Origin of the sequence: Curtobacterium sp. 24E2 (genome assembly GCF_016925595.1) — a bacterium.
GTDB lineage: Bacteria > Actinomycetota > Actinomycetes > Actinomycetales > Microbacteriaceae > Curtobacterium.
The window spans coordinates 2,540,029-2,556,553 of record NZ_CP068987.1 but is presented as its reverse complement, the minus strand read 5'-3'; the positions used below and the strand labels follow the sequence as shown (position 1 = coordinate 2,556,553).

Annotated in this window: 15 protein-coding genes and 3 pseudogenes; 3 read left to right on the top strand and 15 right to left on the bottom strand. The window is 69.9% G+C overall.

The window, feature by feature from the left end; all coding sequences use genetic code 11:
* Nucleotides 1-51 precede the first annotated feature (51 nt).
* The 3 genes from JN350_RS20240 to JN350_RS12625 all read left to right on the top strand — a co-directional run bounded on the left by JN350_RS20240 (nt 52) and on the right by JN350_RS12625 (nt 1,634).
* Entirely contained in the window at nt 52-489 is a 438-nt protein-coding gene (locus JN350_RS20240) for an ROK family protein (protein ID WP_275897983.1), read from the top strand.
* Nucleotides 384-1,004 (top strand): ROK family protein, encoded by a 621-nt coding sequence (locus tag JN350_RS20235; RefSeq protein ID WP_461962997.1) that lies wholly within the window; start codon nt 384-386, stop codon nt 1,002-1,004. Before JN350_RS20240 ends, JN350_RS20235 begins: the two co-directional genes overlap by 106 nt.
* A gap of 171 nt (nt 1,005-1,175) precedes the next feature.
* Nucleotides 1,176-1,634, top strand: coding sequence for a type IV toxin-antitoxin system AbiEi family antitoxin (locus JN350_RS12625; protein WP_205462432.1), 459 nt, complete (start codon nt 1,176-1,178; stop codon nt 1,632-1,634).
* A gap of 18 nt (nt 1,635-1,652) precedes the next feature.
* On the opposite strand, the pseudogene JN350_RS12620 reads toward JN350_RS12625, so the two are convergent.
* From JN350_RS12620 to JN350_RS12550, 15 genes and pseudogenes are all read right to left on the bottom strand, one after another.
* Nucleotides 1,653-3,976, bottom strand: a pseudogene (locus JN350_RS12620) (RelA/SpoT family protein).
* Between the two features lie 69 nt (nt 3,977-4,045).
* Nucleotides 4,046-4,291, bottom strand: a pseudogene (locus tag JN350_RS12615) (rhodanese-like domain-containing protein); the annotation flags it as partial.
* A gap of 100 nt (nt 4,292-4,391) precedes the next feature.
* The gene (secF, locus tag JN350_RS12610) at nt 4,392-5,405 is read right to left on the bottom strand and encodes a protein translocase subunit SecF (RefSeq protein WP_205462430.1); all 1,014 of its coding nucleotides are present in this window, start codon (nt 5,403-5,405) and stop codon (nt 4,392-4,394) included.
* The gene (gene secD, locus JN350_RS12605) at nt 5,405-7,156 is read right to left on the bottom strand and encodes a protein translocase subunit SecD (RefSeq protein ID WP_205462429.1); all 1,752 of its coding nucleotides are present in this window, start codon (nt 7,154-7,156) and stop codon (nt 5,405-5,407) included. The genes secF and secD overlap by 1 nt, the downstream gene beginning before the upstream one ends.
* Nucleotides 7,157-7,248: 92 nt before the next feature.
* A complete protein-coding gene (locus JN350_RS12600; RefSeq protein WP_461964437.1) occupies nt 7,249-7,521 on the bottom strand; it encodes a hypothetical protein in 273 nt (90 codons plus the stop codon).
* Between the two features lie 199 nt (nt 7,522-7,720).
* Nucleotides 7,721-8,782: a Holliday junction branch migration DNA helicase RuvB gene (ruvB, locus tag JN350_RS12595; RefSeq protein WP_205462428.1), complete on the bottom strand. Its 1,062-nt coding sequence runs from the start codon at nt 8,780-8,782 to the stop codon at nt 7,721-7,723.
* A complete protein-coding gene (ruvA, locus tag JN350_RS12590; protein WP_205462427.1) occupies nt 8,779-9,399 on the bottom strand; it encodes a Holliday junction branch migration protein RuvA in 621 nt (206 codons plus the stop codon). Before ruvA ends, ruvB begins: the two co-directional genes overlap by 4 nt.
* The gene (ruvC, locus tag JN350_RS12585) at nt 9,396-10,040 is read right to left on the bottom strand and encodes a crossover junction endodeoxyribonuclease RuvC (RefSeq protein WP_111084043.1); all 645 of its coding nucleotides are present in this window, start codon (nt 10,038-10,040) and stop codon (nt 9,396-9,398) included. The genes ruvA and ruvC overlap by 4 nt, the downstream gene beginning before the upstream one ends.
* A 2-nt stretch (nt 10,041-10,042) precedes the next feature.
* On the bottom strand, nt 10,043-10,810 hold the full coding sequence (locus JN350_RS12580) for a YebC/PmpR family DNA-binding transcriptional regulator (RefSeq protein ID WP_111084044.1): 768 nt from the start codon (nt 10,808-10,810) through the stop codon (nt 10,043-10,045).
* A 118-nt stretch (nt 10,811-10,928) separates the two neighbouring features.
* Nucleotides 10,929-11,539 (bottom strand): annotated as a pseudogene (gene pdxT / locus JN350_RS12575) (pyridoxal 5'-phosphate synthase glutaminase subunit PdxT).
* Nucleotides 11,529-12,449 (bottom strand): pyridoxal 5'-phosphate synthase lyase subunit PdxS, encoded by a 921-nt coding sequence (gene pdxS / locus JN350_RS12570; RefSeq protein WP_111084046.1) that lies wholly within the window; start codon nt 12,447-12,449, stop codon nt 11,529-11,531. The pseudogene pdxT and the gene pdxS overlap by 11 nt, the downstream one beginning before the upstream one ends.
* 13 nt (nt 12,450-12,462) lie before the next feature.
* Complete coding sequence (locus JN350_RS12565; RefSeq protein ID WP_123292808.1) at nt 12,463-13,032, bottom strand: HIT family protein; 570 nt, start codon at nt 13,030-13,032, stop codon at nt 12,463-12,465.
* Entirely contained in the window at nt 13,032-15,020 is a 1,989-nt protein-coding gene (gene thrS / locus JN350_RS12560; protein ID WP_205464453.1) for a threonine--tRNA ligase, read from the bottom strand. Before thrS ends, JN350_RS12565 begins: the two co-directional genes overlap by 1 nt.
* A gap of 103 nt (nt 15,021-15,123) precedes the next feature.
* A complete protein-coding gene (locus tag JN350_RS12555; RefSeq protein WP_123292807.1) occupies nt 15,124-15,666 on the bottom strand; it encodes an adenine phosphoribosyltransferase in 543 nt (180 codons plus the stop codon).
* 219 nt (nt 15,667-15,885) lie between these two features.
* Nucleotides 15,886-16,119, bottom strand: coding sequence for a hypothetical protein (locus tag JN350_RS12550; protein WP_205462426.1), 234 nt, complete (start codon nt 16,117-16,119; stop codon nt 15,886-15,888).
* Nucleotides 16,120-16,525 lie beyond the last annotated feature (406 nt).

The window sequence follows — 16,525 nt, the reverse complement described above, 5'->3', positions numbered from 1 at the left end:
GCCGCGTCCGGCAGCCGCCCCGGGCCTCCAGACCGCCGCATCGGAGCGCGCATGTCCAGCACCGCACCCCAGTCCCCCGCACTCGCACTCGCCGTCGACCTCGGCGGCACCAAGGTCGAGGCCGCCCTCGTCACCGACCAGGGCGTCGTCCTGCCGGGCACGCGCTTCCGGAGCCCCACCGGGCCGCAGCGCACCTCCGACGAGCTGCAGGCGGCTGTCGACGAGGTCGTGACGAGCGCGCTCGGCACGGTCCCGACCGACGCGACCCTGGTCGGCGTCGGGGTCGGCTCGGCCGGCCCCGTCGACGAGGAGCACGGCCTCGTCTCCCCGCTCAACATGCCGGTGTGGCGCGGCCACCGCTGCGCGACCGCATCGCCGCGCTCGTGCCCGAAGGCGTGCCGGTCACGCTGCGCATGGACGGCCTGGCGATCACGCTGGCCGAGCACTGGGTCGGCGCGGCGCAGGGGTACGACCACGTCATGGGCATGATCGTGTCGACGGGCGTCGGCGGAGGTCTCATCCTGCACGGCCGCACCGTCAGCGGCCCGACGGGCAACGCCGGGCACATCGGGCACGTGGAGTGCGGCGGCTACGACGACCCGTGCGCCTGCGGCGGCACCGGCTGCCTCGAGGCGATCGCCAGCGGCCCGAAGACCGTCGCCTGGGCGCAGCGCCAGGGCTTCGACGGAGCCACCGGCGAAGAACTGTCGGCGGCGTACGCGGCCGGCGACGAGATCGCGGTCGCCGCGGTCAAGCGCAGCGGCCGGGCGCTCGGGCAGGCGATCGCAGCGGCGACGAGCCTCGTCGACCTCGAGGTCGTGGCGATCGGCGGCGGGTTCTCCCACGTCACGCCGGACCTGTTCGAGTACGCACGCGAAGCAGTGGCGGAGCGCGTCGAGTTCGGGTTCGTGACGAAGGTGCGCATCGTGCCGACGGCGTTGTCGCAGGACGGCCCGCTCATCGGCGCCGCTGCACTCGTGCACCGCGCCGACGTCCTGCGCTGAGCGGCGCTGTCGTCGCCGATGTGCCCGGCCTCTCCACAGGGGGTGTCGGGTGGGTGTCGGTGTCCGGCAGGATGACGGAGTGCCCGGTTCCCGTCTCCTGACCACGGACGACTGGCCCGAAGCGGAACTGCGCGCAGCGGTACTCGCTGGCGAGCTGGTGCCCGTCGGGCCGTGCTGGGCCTCCCCGCGACGCCGCAGGACCCGGCGCTGCGCGCGACCGCCGCATCGTGGGTCTTCGGCGACGCGCGGCTCGTCGCCTCCGGCCGGACCGCTGCGTGGATCTGGGGCGCGGCGTCGCGGCCACCGGACCCGATCGAGGCGAGCGTCCCGCCGCAGCTGCGCATCGCGGTCGGGCCGGGCCTGCACCTGCGCGAGGTCGCGCTCCTGCCCGTCGACGTGGTCCGGTTGGGGTCGGCGCAGACCGTCGTGACGACGCCGGCGCGCACCGCCGTCGACCTGCTCCGCACACCGGGTGACTGGGACCCGGAGTGGGCAGCGGCCGTCGACGGGCTGCTGACGATCGGAGCGGTGTCCGTCGACGAGCTGCGCGCGCGCCTGAGCGACCTCGGGACCATCCCGATGGCGCGGCAGGCAGAACGACGGCTGCGCGGGCTGCTCAGCGCACGCTGACGCGTGCTCGGGTCGTGCTCAGCCCGCGCTGACGCGGTAGACGTCGTAGACGGCGTCGATGCGTCGGACCGCGTTCAGCACCCGGTCGAGGTGGATGGTGTCACCCATCTCGAACACGAACCGACTGAGCGCCAGCCGGTCGGACGAGGTCGACACCGTCGCCGACAGGATGTTGACGTGGTGGTCGGTGAGCACCCGGGTGACGTCGCTGAGCAGCCCCGACCGATCGAGCGCCTCGATCTGGATCTGGACGAGGAACACCGACTTCGACGACGGGGCCCACTCGACCTCGATCATGCGGTCGGGCTCGTTCATCAGGGACTTGACGTTCGTGCACGACGACTGGTGCACCGAGACACCCTGCCCGCGGGTGATGAACCCGACGATCTGGTCGCCCGGCACCGGCGTGCAGCACTTCGCGAGCTTCACCAGGATGTCCGGCGCACCGCGCACCAGCACGCCGCTGTCGCTCGTGCGCAGCTGGCGGCTCGTGACCTGGCGCGGGAACGTGAGCTCTGGCTCGTCGGTCTCCGTGTCGCTCTGGACGCTGCCGAGGACCTTCTCGATGACGGACTGCGTCGAGACGTGTCCTTCGCCGACCGCGGCGTACAGTGCCGAGACGTCGTCGTACCGCATCGACGAGGCGACCTCGGCGATGGTGTCCTGGCTCATGATCCGCTGGAGCGGCAGGTTCTGCTTGCGCACGGCACGGGCGATCGCGTCGCGGCCCTGCTCGATCGCCTCTTCGCGACGCTCCTTGGTGAACCACTGCTTGATCTTGTTGCGCGCACGCGGGCTCTTGACGAACTTCAGCCAGTCCTGCGAGGGACCGGAGTCGGGGTTCTTCGACGTGAAGATCTCGACGACGTCACCGCTCGACAGCGAGCTCTCGAGCGGGACGAGGCGACCGTTGACCTTGGCACCCATGGTGCGGTGCCCGACCTCGGTGTGCACGGCGTACGCGAAGTCCACGGGGGTGGCGCCGGCGGGCAGGCCGATGACCTTGCCCTGCGGCGTGAAGACGTAGGTCTCCTTCGCGCCGATCTCGTAGCGGAGCGAGTCGAGGAACTCCCCGGGTCGCTCGTCTCGGCCTGCCAGTCGGTGATGTGGGCGAGCCATGCCATGTCCTGGTCGTCGGTGGTCGACGAGGTCCCGACGTCGCGGCCGGCGGCACGCTGCTTGTACTTCCAGTGCGCCGCGACACCGAACTCGGCGCGCTGGTGCATCTCGTGCGTGCGGATCTGGATCTCGACGGGGCGCCCCTGCGGCCCGAGCACGCTGGTGTGCAGCGACTGGTACAGGTTGAACTTCGGCGTCGCGATGTAGTCCTTGAACCGGCCGGGCAACGGCGTCCACCGCGCGTGCACCGAACCGAGCATGGCGTAGCAGTCGCGCACCGTGGGCACGAGCACCCGGATGCCGACGAGGTCGTAGATCTCGTCGAACTCGCGACCCCGCACGATCATCTTCTGGTAGATCGAGTAGTACTGCTTCGGCCGCCCCATGACCTCACCGCGGACCTTCGCGGCCTTCAGGTCCTTCTTGAGCGTGCCGATGACGTTCTGGACGAACTGCTCGCGCTTCGGCTGACGTTCCTTGACCAGGCTGTCGATCTCGACGTAGAGCTTCGGGTGCAGGACCGCGAACGACAGGTCCTCGAGCTCGAGCTTGATCATCTGGATGCCGAGCCGGTGCGCGAGGGGCGCGTAGATCTCGAGCGTCTCCTTCGCCTTGCGGGTGGCGGAGGTGGACTCGACGAAGCCCCAGGTGCGGGCGTTGTGCAGCCGGTCGGCGAGCTTGATGACCAGCACCCGGATGTCCTTCGACATCGCGATGACCATCTTGCGGACGGTCTCGGCCTGGGCGCTGTCGCCGTACTTGACCTTGTCGAGCTTCGTGACGCCGTCGACGAGCATGGCGATCTCGTCGCCGAAGTCGACCTGCAGCTGGTCGAGCTGGTAGTCGGTGTCCTCGACCGTGTCGTGGAGCAGCGCGGCGGCGATGGTGATCGGCCCGATGCCGAGGTCGGCCAGGATCTGTGCGACCGCGACGGGGTGCGTGATGTACGGCTCGCCGGACTTGCGCTTCTGGCCGTCGTGCGCGCGCTCGGCGACGGAGTACGCGCGCTCGATGAGCGTGACGTCGGCCTTGGGGTGGTGCGAGCGCACCGTGCGGATCAGGGTGTCCACGGCACCGGCCGGCTGGGCGCGGGAGAACAGGCGCGGCAGCAGCGAGCGGAGGGACCCGAGGTTGCCCGTCGTGTTCGGCCCGAGGGGGCTGGTCGGCCGCTGGGCGGAGCCGGGGCGGCTCGGCGCAGACGGCTCTTCGCGGGTGTCCGTCATGATGCGCCTCCCAGGACTCGGTCCGAGAGCTCGATCCGAGCTCGATCCGCCAACACTACGCGCGTCCGGTCAGTGCTCGTGACCCGGTTCGCCCTGGGCGTCGCGGACCACCGGGGCGCCGGACTGCTCCCAGGCGACCATGCCGCCGGTCAGGTTGACCGCGGAGACACCGGACTGTTCGAGGGCCGCGACCACCCGGGCCGAACGGGCACCCGAGTGGCACACGATGATCGCCGGCTCGTCGCCGCCGTCGATCTCCTGCCAGCGGTTCACCAGCTCGGACATCGGCACGAGCGTGGCCTCGGGAGCGTGGACCTCGTCCCACTCCCCTGCTCACGGACGTCGAACAGCCGCGACCCCGACTCCAGCCGACGACGCGCCTCGGCGACGTCGACCTCGGTGATCTCGATCGGCATCAGGCGGTCGCCTTCGCGTCGGCGTCGGCGTCGACCTCGCGCTGGCGCTTCTCGGCCGCCTGGGTCTTCTTGGCGTCGGCCTGCTTGATCTTCGGCTCGTTCTCGCGCAGGTGCGCGTACATCGGCGAGGCGATGAAGATCGTCGAGTAGGTGCCGACGATGATGCCGATGAACAGTGCGAGCGAGATGTCACGGAGCGTGCCCGCACCGAGCACGTACGACCCGATGAACAGGATCGCCGCGACCGGCAGCAGCGCCACGACCGAGGTGTTGATCGACCGGACGAGCGTCTGGTTCACCGCGAGGTTCACCGACTGCTTGAACGTGCGGATCGACTCCTGCGCGGTGTTCTCACGCACCTTGTCGAACACCACCACGGTGTCGTAGAGCGAGTACCCGAGGATCGTCAGGAAGCCGATCACCGCCGCGGGCGTGACCTCGAGCCCGACGATGCCGTAGACACCGGCCGTGATCAACAGGTCGTGCAGCAGCGCGGCCATCGCGGAGAGCGACATCTTCCAGGTCCGGAAGTACAGCGTCATGAACACGGCGGCCAGGGCGAGGAAGATCACCAGACCGCGGATCGCCTGGGCGAGCACGTCGGCACCCCACGTGGCGCCGATGAACGTCGCAGCGACCTGGCTCTCCGGCACGTCGTACGCCTTCGCCAAGGCGTCCTGCACCTCGGTCGTCTGCCGGTCGGTGAGCTGGCCGGTCTGCACCCGGATGCCGTGCGTACCGAGCTGGGAGACACGCGGGATCTCGTCCGAGACGACCCGCTCGACGGTGTCCGTCGCGATGCTCTGATCGGTGTTCTCGACGTCCGACAGGGTGAACTCGGAACCACCGGTGAACTCGATGCCGAGCTGGTACCCGCCGCGCAGCCACGGGGTGGCGAGCGAGATCACGATCATGACGAGCGCGATGAGGTACCAGGTCTTGCGTCGTCCGATGATGTCGTACGACCGCTTCCCCGTGTAGAGGTCGCTGCCGAACTGGCTGAAGCTGGCCATCAGTCGTCCTTCCCGTCCGGCGTCGAGCCGTTGTCGCCGGAGGCCTGCTGGGCCTTCCGCTCCGCGATCGTCTGTCGGCGCTGCGCCTCACCGGCACTGCGCTGGCGCTTGCCGTCCACCACGGGGGCGCGGAACTGTGCACGCCCCTTGTAGACCGCACCGAGCGCCGCCGGGTCGAGCCCGCTGAACCTGTGCCCGTCGCCGAAGAACCGGCTGCGGGAGATGAGCTGCATCATCGGGTGCGTGAACAGCGCGACCACCACGATGTCGATCAACGTCGTGAGGAGCAGCGTGAACGCGAAGCCCTTCACGTCGGCGACCGCGAGCACGTACAGGGTGACGGCGGCGAGGAAGTTCACCGCGTCGGACGCCAGGATCGTGCGGAGTGCGCGCTTCCAGCCGGACTCGACCGCACTCTCGAGGGCACGACCGTCGCGGAGTTCGTCACGGATGCGTTCGAAGTAGACGATGAACGAGTCCGCTGTGATGCCGATCGCGACGATCAGGCCCGCCACACCCGCCAACGACAGGCGGTAGTCGACCCGCCACGACATGATCGCGATGACCAGGTAGGTCAGGACCGCTGCGACCCCGAGTGAGAGCACCGTCACGAACGCGAGCGCCCGGTACTGGATGACGGAGTAGATGATCACCAGGCCGAGGCCGATCAGACCCGCGACGAGACCACCGATGAGCTGCGCGGTGCCGAGCGTCGCCGAGATGTTCTCGTTCGACTGCACCTGGAAGTTGATCGGCAGCGCACCGTACTTGAGCTGGTCGGCGAGCGTCTTCGACGACTCGGCCGTGAACGAGCCGGTGATCTGCGCCTTGCCGTTGGTGATGGCGGAGTTCGTGGACGGGGCCGTGATGACCGAGCCGTCCAGCACGATCGCGAACTGGTTCTGCGGCGCCTGCAGCGAGACGAGGCGGTTCGTGACGGTGCGGAAGTCCTTCGTGCCCTGGCCGTCGAAGGTCAGGTTGACGGCCCACTGGCCCGTCGACGTGCCCTGCGAGTCGGTGGCGAGACCCGAGGTGGCGTTGCTGATGTTCGCACCGGAGACCTCGACCGGGCCGAGGATGTACTTCGACGCACCGTCGGCGTCACACGTGACGAGGGGCTCGTCGTCCGGCGCCGTGGTCACGTCGTCCGGAGCCGCGCAGTTGTAGTTGGTGTACAGGTCCTGCAGCGCCGGGGTGATCCAGTTGACGTCGCTGGCGTTCGTCGGCTTCGCGCTGGGCGTCGCCGCGAGCGAGGCCGGCGGCGAGTAGGGCGTCGGCGAGGCGGTGGACTTGCCGTCGTCACCGACGGCGGAGTTCGTCGCGGCCTCGGTGAAGAGCACCGGGCGGAAGGTCAGCTTGGCGGCTGCCTCGATGCGGTCGATCGTGGCCTTGTCGGGCCGACCGGGGATCGACACGACGATGTTGTTCGCACCCTGCGTGTTGATCTCGGTCTCGGAGACGCCGGTGGCGTTGATGCGCTGGCGGATGATCTCCACCGCCTGGTCGAGTTGCTGCTTGGTCACCGACCCGCCCTCGGTGTTCTGCGCCGCCAGGGTCAGCTGCGTGCCACCCTGCAGGTCCAGTGCGAGCTCGGGGACCCAGCTCGCGCCCTGGTACCACTTGTCCGTGTCGTCCTTCGAGCTGCCGGCGAGGATCGACGCGGCGGTGTTCAGGCCGGCGAGGATCGCCATCAGGATCACCAACCAGGTGAGCGAGCGCAGCGCCTTCTTGACGGGTGTCGATCGTGCCACCGGTCGTCTCGTCTTTCTGTTCAGGACCGTCGGCGTTCAGGCACGACGGCAGCGGGAAGCCGCCGGGTCAGACGACCCGGCGGCCGAGGGCGTCAGTCGTCGGACTTGCGCTTCGAGTCGGTCTCGTCGAGGCGGTCGTTGTCGACCCGCTCGCCGTAGACCGGCTCCCCGTTGAGTTCGGCGACGGGCTTGGCCTCGTCCTCCGGCGTCGCGGTGGTCTCGATGTCCGACGCGCTGTCGTCGACGACGCGCGACAGGGTCTGGCGGTGCACCGTGACGACGGTGCCCGGTGCGATCTCGACGTCGGCGGTGACCTTCTCGTCGTCGACGGAGAGGAGCGTGCCGTACAGGCCGAAGGACAGCATCACGCGAGCACCCGGCACCATCTTGGTGGCGAGGCTCGCCCTGCTGCTTCTTGCGCTTGCGGCTGTTGTAGAACATGAAGGCCGCGAACGCCACGACGATGACGATGAGGATGACTTCTTGACCCATGATGCAGTTGCCTTCTCTGGTTGCTCGGTTTCGGGCCGTAGCAGTCTAGGGCACGCCACTGTGCGTGGCATGTCACCCGACCGATCGGCCGCTAGTCGGTGGTGTCGGTGTCGTCGAACAGACCCGGGAGCGGCCCGACGCCCTGCCCGGGGTGAGGCCGAGGTGCCGCCACGCGACCGGGGTCGCGATGCGGCCGCGCGGGGTGCGCGTGACCAGACCGACCCGGACGAGAAACGGTTCGACGACCGACTCGATGGTCTCGGACTCTTCTCCGACCGAGACCGCGAGGGTGTTCAGCCCCACCGGTCCGCCGTCGAAGCGGGTCAGCATGATCTCGACCACGGCGCGGTCGAGGCGGTCGAGGCCGAGTTCGTCCACGTCGTACAGGTCGAGCGCACCCTGGACGGCCGCCATGCCGTCGGTGGTGCGGTGCACGAGGGCGTAGTCGCGGACCCGGCGGAGCAGCCGGTTCGCGATGCGCGGGGTGCCCCGGGAACGCCCGGCGATCTCGCGCAGGGCCGATCGGTCGATGTCGAGCTCGAGCAGGTGCGCGGCGCGGATCAGGACCTGTTCGAGCTCGTCCTTCTCGTAGAACTCGAGGTGCGCGGTGAAGCCGAAGCGGTCACGGAGCGGGTTCGGCAGCAGGCCGGCGCGGGTGGTGGCACCGACCAGGGTGAACGGTGCGAGGTCGAGCGGGATGCTCGTCGCGCCGGCGCCCTTGCCGACCATGACGTCGATCCGGAAGTCCTCCATCGCCAGGTAGAGCATCTCCTCTGCCGAGCGCGCCATCCGGTGGATCTCGTCGATGAACAGGACCTCGCCCGGCACGAGCGAGGACAGGACGGCAGCCAGGTCGCCCGCGTGCTGGATCGCCGGACCGCTCGACATCCGCAACGGACGCCCGGTCTCGTGCGCGACGATCATCGCGAGCGTGGTCTTGCCGAGGCCGGGAGGACCGGCCATCAGGATGTGGTCCGGGGTGCGGTCCTGCATGCCCGCCGCCTTGAGCAGCAGGTCGAGCTGCCCGCGCACCTTGCGCTGGCCGACGAACTCGTCGAGCGACCGCGGCCGGAGTGCACCTTCGAACGCGAGTTCTTCCTGCGACTCGGCTCCGGCTGACGTGATGCCGCTCATCGACCGGCACCGGCGGGCCGGAGCGCACCGAGCGCGGCGCGGAGCAGCGCCTGCGTGCCCATGGCTGCGGCCCCTGGCTCGTTCGCGACGGTCTCGTCGACGGCGGTCTGTGCTGCGTCCTCGCGCCAGCCGAGGCCGATCAGTGCGGAGACGACGTCGGTCGCAGCCGGGTGGGCAGCAGTGCCACGACCAGCGGTGACGACGGCGGCCTGCTCGAACGCCGCGAGCTTGCCGGTGAGCGCGAGGATGATGAGCTTCGCGGTCTTCGGGCCGATGCCGGAGACCTTGCGGAAGGCGCCGTCGTCGTCCTTCGCGACGGCGTTCGCGACCTGCGACGGGTCCATGTGGGCCAGGACGCCCATCGCGGACTTGGGCCCGACACCCGTGACGCTGCGCAGCAGGTCGAACACCTGGAGGGCGTCGGTCGACTCGAAGCCGAAGAGCAGGTGCTCGTCTTCGCGCACGATCATCGCGGTGCGGACGAACACCTCGGACCCGTGGCGCATCGTCAGTGCGTGGGCCGGGGTCACGGTGACGGCGTACCCGATTCCCCCGGCCTCGATCACCACGCCGGAACCGGCGATGTCGATGCAGGTACCCCGGAGACTCGCGATCATGCCCCGAGCCTACGGCCGCCCACCGACGCGGCCGACGAGCCACGCGGTCGGGCTGCGGCAGCGGCCGCCCGGGCGAGCGGGGAGTCGACGGTGCCGCCCTGTGCGTCGCGCCACGCGCGTTGTGCCGGGGTGAGGTTCGTGGCACGTTCGCCGGCGACGTCAGGTGATCCGAGCCTCCAGGCGTGGCACACGGCCAGCGCGAGCGCATCGGCGGCGTCGGCCGGCTTCGGGGCCTCGGCGAGACCGAGCACACGCGCGATCATCGTCTGGACCTGGCGCTTGTCGGCGTTGCCGTAGCCGGTGACGGCCGCCTTGACCTCGGACGGCGTGTGCAGGCCGACGGGCAGCCCGCGGGCCGCCGCGGCGTGCAGCGCGAGCCCGGCCGCCTGGGCGGTGCCCATCACGGTGCGGACGTTCGCCTGGGCGAACACACGCTCGACGGCGACCGCGTCCGGGTGGTGCTCGTCGATCTCGGCGGCGATGCCGTCGGCGATGCGGAGCAGCCGCTGTTCGAGCGGCATGTCCGCCGGGGTGCGCACGACCGTCACGTGGACGAGCCGTGCGCGCCGGTTCGGTGCGACCTCGACGACGCCGACGCCGCACCGGGTGAGCCCGGGGTCCACCCCGAGCACACGGAGCACGGCTACTCGCCCTCGTCCTCGTCGAGCTCGGCCTGGACGTCCGCCGGCACGTCGAAGTTGGCGTAGACGTTCTGCACGTCGTCGCTGTCCTCGAGCGCGTCGATCAGGCGGAAGACCTTGCGGGCGGTCTCGGCGTCCACCGGCACCTTGAGGCCGGGGACGAACTCGGCGTCGGCCGAGTCGTAGTCGATGCCGGCGTCCTGCAGCGCGGTGCGGGCCGCGACGAGGTCGCTCGCCTCGGTGATGATCTCGAAGCCGCCGCCCTGGTCGATGACGTCCTCGACACCGGCGTCGAGCACGGCGGTCATGACGGTGTCCTCGTCGAGGCCGTCGGTCTTCGTGACCGAGATGACGCCCTTGCGCGAGAAGTTGTAGGCGACGCTGCCCGGGTCGGCCATGGTGCCACCGTTGCGGGACATCGCCGTCCGGACCTCGGCCGCTGCGCGGTTCTTGTTGTCGGTGAGGCACTCGATCAGCATCGCGACGCCGTTCGGGGCGTAGCCCTCGTACATGATCGTCGTGTACTCGATCGACTCACCGGTCAGGCCGGCACCGCGCTTGACGGCGCGGTCGATGTTGTCGTTCGGGACCGAGGTCTTCTTGGCCTTCTGGATCGCGTCGACGAGTGTCGGGTTGCCCGACAGGTCGGCACCGCCCATCTTCGCGGCGACCTCGATGTTCTTGATGAGCTTGGCGAAGGACTTGGCACGGCGGCCGTCGATGACGGCCTTCTTGTGCTTGGTCGTCGCCCACTTGGAATGCCCGGACACGGTTCTCCTTGCGTCTTGCGGAAAGTCGGGGTCAGTTTACCCAGCCGGGAGGCCCGGCGCCGCCCCGCCCCGCCGGTACCGGCGCGCAGACGGCCGGGCCCAGGGCCCGCGGCACGCGTCAGGCGCTGCGCACCATGGCGAGGAAGCGGCGGTGGAAGCGGTCCTCGCCGGCGACCTCGGGGTGGAACGCACTCGCGAGCACGTTGTCCTGCTGCACCGCGACGACCTGCCCGTCCGCCAGCGCGCCGAGGACCTGGACGCCGGGGCCGTGTTGCTCGACCACCGGGGCGCGGATGAAGACCGCGTGCACCGGGTCGTCACCGAGCTCGGGCATCGGGACGTCGACCTCGAACGAGTCGTTCTGGCTGCCGAACGCGTTCCGTCGCACCGTGGTGTCGAGCACGTCGAGGGTCTGCTGGCCGCTGATGCCGTCGGTGATCCGCGACGACAGCATGATCATGCCGGCGCACGTGCCGTACGTCGGCAGGCCGCCGTGGATGGCAGCGGCGAGGGCTCGGCGACGCCGAACGCCCGGGACAGCTTGTCCATCACGCTCGACTCCCCGCCGGGGATCACGACGCCGTCGAGCGCAACGATCTCCTCGGGGCGACGGAGCGGCACCACGTCGGCGCCGAGCTCCGTCAACGAGGCGATGTGCTCGCGGAAGTCACCCTGCAACGCCAGGACCCCGATGCGGGGCCGAGCGCTGCTCGTCGTGCTACCAGCCACGCTCGGCGAGGCGGTGCGGTGCGGGCACGTCGGCGACGTTGATGCCGACCATCGCCTCGCCCAGACCACGCGAGACCTCGGCGATGACCTTGGGGTCGTCGTGGAACGTGACGGCCTTGACGATCGCCGCGGCACGCTTCGCCGGGTCGCCGGACTTGAAGATGCCGGAGCCGACGAACACGCCGTCCGCGCCGAGCTGCATCATCATCGCGGCGTCGGCCGGGGTGGCGACGCCACCGGCGGTGAAGAGCACGACGGGGAGCTTGCCGGTGCGGGCGACCTCGCGCACGATCTCGAACGGCGCCTGCAGTTCCTTGGCGGCGACGTAGAGCTCGTCTTCCTTGAGGTGGCGCAGCGCCGCGATCTCCTTGTTGATCGTGCGGATGTGCTTCGTGGCCTCGGACACGTCACCCGTGCCGGCCTCGCCCTTGGAACGGATCATCGCAGCGCCCTCGGTGATGCGACGGAGCGCCTCGCCCAGCTCGGTGGCACCGCAGACGAACGGCGTGGTGAAGTTCCACTTGTCGATGTGGTTGACGTAGTCGGCGGGCGAGAGCACCTCGGACTCGTCGATGTAGTCGACGCCGAGCTCCTGCAGCACCTGCGCCTCGACGAAGTGGCCGATGCGGGCCTTCGCCATGACCGGGATCGACACGGCGGCGATGATCTCCTCGATCATCGACGGGTCGGACATGCGGGCGACGCCGCCCTGTGCGCGGATGTCGGCGGGGACGCGCTCGAGGGCCATGACCGCGGTCGCGCCGGCTTCTTCCGCGATGCGGGCCTGCTCGGCGTCGACGACGTCCATGATGACGCCGCCCTTGAGCATCTCGGCGAGGCCGCGCTTGACGCGGTCGGAGCCGGTGATCGAGGTGCCAGGGGTGCCGGAGGTGCTGGTGCTGTCGCTCATGATGCCGATCAGTCTAGTCCGCTGCGGGCCAGCCCTCGGCGACCAGTCGGCGGGTGTCCCCGAGCATCTGGGACATCGACTTCGTCCGCGCGATGATCGGGAAGAAGTTCGCGTCGGACTGCCACCGCGGCACGATGTGCTGGTGCAGGTGCGCGGCGATGCCGGCCCCTGCGACCTCGCCCTGGTTCATACCGATGTTGAAGCCGTCGCAGTGCGACACGGTGCGCAGGACCCGCATCGCGGTCTGGGTCAGCTCGCCCATCTCGCGGAGCTCGTCCGGCGTGGCCTCGTCGTACAGCGGCACGTGGCGGTACGGACAGACCAGCAGGTGTCCGTTGTTGTACGGGAACAGGTTGAGCAGCACGTAGGCGTGCTCACCCCGGGCGACGATGAGTGCGTCCTCGTCGGACTTCCGCGGTGCCTCGCAGAACGGGCAGTCGTCTGCGTGCCCGCGGCCCGTGCCCTCGCGTCCGGCGTCGATGTACGCCATCCGGTGCGGGTTCCACAGGCGCTGGAAGGCATCCGGGACGGCCGCACCGGTGGCGGCGTCCCGGATGACCAGCGGGTCCTGCTCGTCCGTCATCAGACCTGCGCGCGCTCGCGGATCGCCGTCAGGATGCGGTCGACCGCTTCGTCCACGGGCACGGCGTTGTCCTGGCGCCCGTCACGGAAGCGGAACGACACCGCACCGGCGTCGCGGTCGTCGCCGCCCGCGATGAGCTGGAACGGCACCTTCGCCTTGGTGTGCGTGCGGATCTTCTTCTGCATGCGGTCGTCCGAGTGGTCGACCTCTGCGCGGACGCCGTGCGACCGGAGCTTCGCGATGACCTCGTCGAGGTAGTCGCCGTACTCGGCCGCGACGGGGATGCCGACGACCTGCACCGGGGACAGCCAGGCCGGGAACGCTCCGGCGTAGTGCTCGGTCAGCACGCCGAAGAACCGCTCGATCGAGCCGAACAGCGCGCGGTGGATCATCACCGGGCGCTGGCGGGAGCCGTCGGCCGCGGTGTAGTCGATGCCGAAGCGCTCGGGCAGGTTGAAGTCGAGCTGCACGGTCGACATCTGCCACGTGCGGCCGATGGCGTCGCGGGCCTGCACCGAGATCTTCGGGCCGTAGAAGGCGGCTCCGGCGGGGTCGGGCACGAGCTCGAGGCCGGACTCCTCGGCGACCTCGCGCAGGGTGTTCGTCGCGACGTCCCAGACCTCGTCGTCGCCGACGTACTTCTCCGGGTCCTTCGTCGAGAGCTCGAGGTAGAAGTCGTCGAGGCCGTAGTCGCGCAGCAGCGAGAGCACGAACTCGAGCGTCGTGGTCAGCTCCTCCTTCATCTTCTCCTGCGTGGTGAAGATGTGCGCGTCGTCCTGGGTCATGCCACGGACCCGGGTGAGGCCGTGGATGACGCCGGACTTCTCGTTGCGGTAGACCGTGCCGAACTCGAACATCCGGAGCGGCAGATCGCGGTACGAACGCGGCTGCGACCGGTACGCCAGGATGTGCATCGGGCAGTTCATCGGCTTGAGGTAGTAGTCGGCTCCCTGACGCGTGACGTTGCCGTCCTCGTCCTTCGCCTCGTCCATGTGCATGGCCGGGAACATGCCGTCCTTGTACCAGCCGAGGTGCCCGGAGGTCTCGAACAGGTCGCCCTTGGTGATGTGCGGCGTGTAGACGAACGAGTAGCCGTTCTCCTCGTGCCGACGGCGCGAGTAGTCCTCCATCTCGCGGCGGATGATGCCGCCCTTCGGGTGGAAGATCGCCAGACCGGACCCGATCTCGTCGGGGAACGAGAACAGGTCGAGTTCGGCACCGAGCTTGCGGTGGTCGCGCTTGGCGGCCTCTTCGAGGCGCACCAGGTACGCCTTGAGCTGGTCCTTGTCGGGCCAGGCGGTGCCGTAGATGCGCTGCAGCTGCGGGTTCTTCTCGGAGCCGCGCCAGTAGGCGGCGGCGACGCGCATGAGCTTCGCGGCGTTGCCGATCCAGCGGGTGTGCGGCACGTGCGGGCCCCGGCAGAGGTCCTGCCAGAGCACCTCGCCCGACTTCGGGTCGACGTTCTCGTACACGGTGAGCTCGCCGGCGCCGACCTCGACGCTCTCGCCGGAGTCACCGTCGGTCGCAGCACCCTTGAGCCCGATGAGCTCCTGCTTGTACGGCTCCCCCGCCATCAGCTCGCGCGCCTGCTCGTCCGAGACGACCACGCGGCGGAAGCGCTGGGCCTGCTTGACGATGCGGTCCATGCCCTTCTCGATCGCCTTGAGGTCCTCGGGGGTGAAGGGCTCGGCGACGTCGAAGTCGTAGTAGAAGCCGTCGGTGACGGGCGGCCCGATGCCGAGCTTGGCCTCGGGGTTGATCTGCTGCACGGCCTGCGCGAGCACGTGCGCGGCCGAGTGGCGGAGGATGTCGAGCCCGTCCTGCTCCTGCAGGGTGACGGCCTCGGCGGTCTCGCCGGCGGCGACGTCGGCAGCGAGGTCCTTGAGGACACCGTCGACACGGATCGCGACGACGCCGCGCTCACCGTCGAAGAGCTCGGTGCCCGTCGTGGTCGTCGTCGCGGTGCGGGGCTCGGGTGCCTGGGGCACGGCTGCGGGCTCGGCGCTCTCCGGCGCTGCGGCGACTGACTCGGTCACGATGATGGGACTCCTCGATCGAAATGGTGCGTCAAGACTAGTGCGCGCGTGGGGTTCAGGCGGGCACGGCGCCGAGCGTGGTGACGGGCAGGCGCGGCTCGAGACGCTCGCGTCCGTTCAGCCCGTCGAGCTCGAGCAGCGCGGCGAACCCGACCGCCTGGTAGCCCGCGCGTTCGAGCAGCGTGATGGTGGCGGCGCCGGTCCCACCGGTGGCGAGGACGTCGTCGACGACGAGGACCCGGGTGCCCGCGGGGAGCTGGCCCGGACGGAGCTCGAGCTCGGCCTCGCCGTACTCGAGTGCGTACTGCTCGCTGAGGACCTCGCCCGGCAGCTTGCCGGCCTTGCGCACCGTGAGCACGCCCACCTGGTGCTGCGCGGCGATCCCGCCGGCGAGGGCGAAGCCCCGTGCCTCGATGCCGGCGACGGCGTCGAACCCGGCACCGACCGCGAAGGGCGCGGCGAGTGCCTCGCACACGCGGCCGAACGCCACGGCGTCCGAGAACACCGGCGTCACGTCACGGAACAGCACCCCCGGCTTCGGGAAGTCCGGGACGACGGCGGTCAGGCGTTCGACGAGTGCAGCTGCGGTTTCGGTCACCCGCCAACGGTACGGGAGGCCCGGGGTGCGTCCGACACGTCGGCGCACGGTGCGGGGTCGGTCGCGCCGTGCTGGGTCGTCGGTACGGCGCACGGTGCGGGTTGCGTCGGCCGGTGCGCCGACGGTGGCTCGGTGCGGGGCTGTCCCCCGCACCGAGCCACCAAGCGGGCACGGGACGGCGACGGTCGCACGGTGCGGCGGTCGGGTGTCCGATCCGGCTCAGCGCCAGGCGCGCATGAGTGCGGCCTGCAGGAGCAGGTCGTTCTCGCGCTGCTGCCGCTCGCGGTCGAGCTGCAGGCGTGTTCCGTGGTCGATCACCGGGTGGACCCGGCGGGTCCGCCGGCTCCAGATGATGAGCGACATGCCGATGCGCAGCGCGACGCGGTCGGTGAGGGAGACCCGGTGGCGCGCCGCGCGGGTATCGGGAGGACGGGTGGCGGTCTTCGATGACACGGTGATCCCTTTCAGGGCATGACGGAGTTGCCCGGCACACGGGCAGGACAAAATGAATGCGTGAGAATGCATTCCGCGGTCACCGGAGGAATGTCCGACGACGCGGTACTGAATGACTTCCGGTACCGAGAGCGTTGCACCGACCCCCGACATTCTCCGGCGACGATCGACGCAGTCCGATCGCGTGCGCGGAGCACACGGGTCGGGACCGATCGGCGATCGACGGAGCCGGTTCGACGCGAGCCAGAACGGCTCAGCGCGAGGTGTCAGGCGACGGACTCGTCACGAGACGAGGATCGGAAGACACAGATGTCGGCAGAAGGCGGAACGCTCCGGGTCAGCGGACGCGGAACGGGGTGCCGACGCGTCCACGGATTCCACGGAACGGAGTGGTTGCGGTGATCAT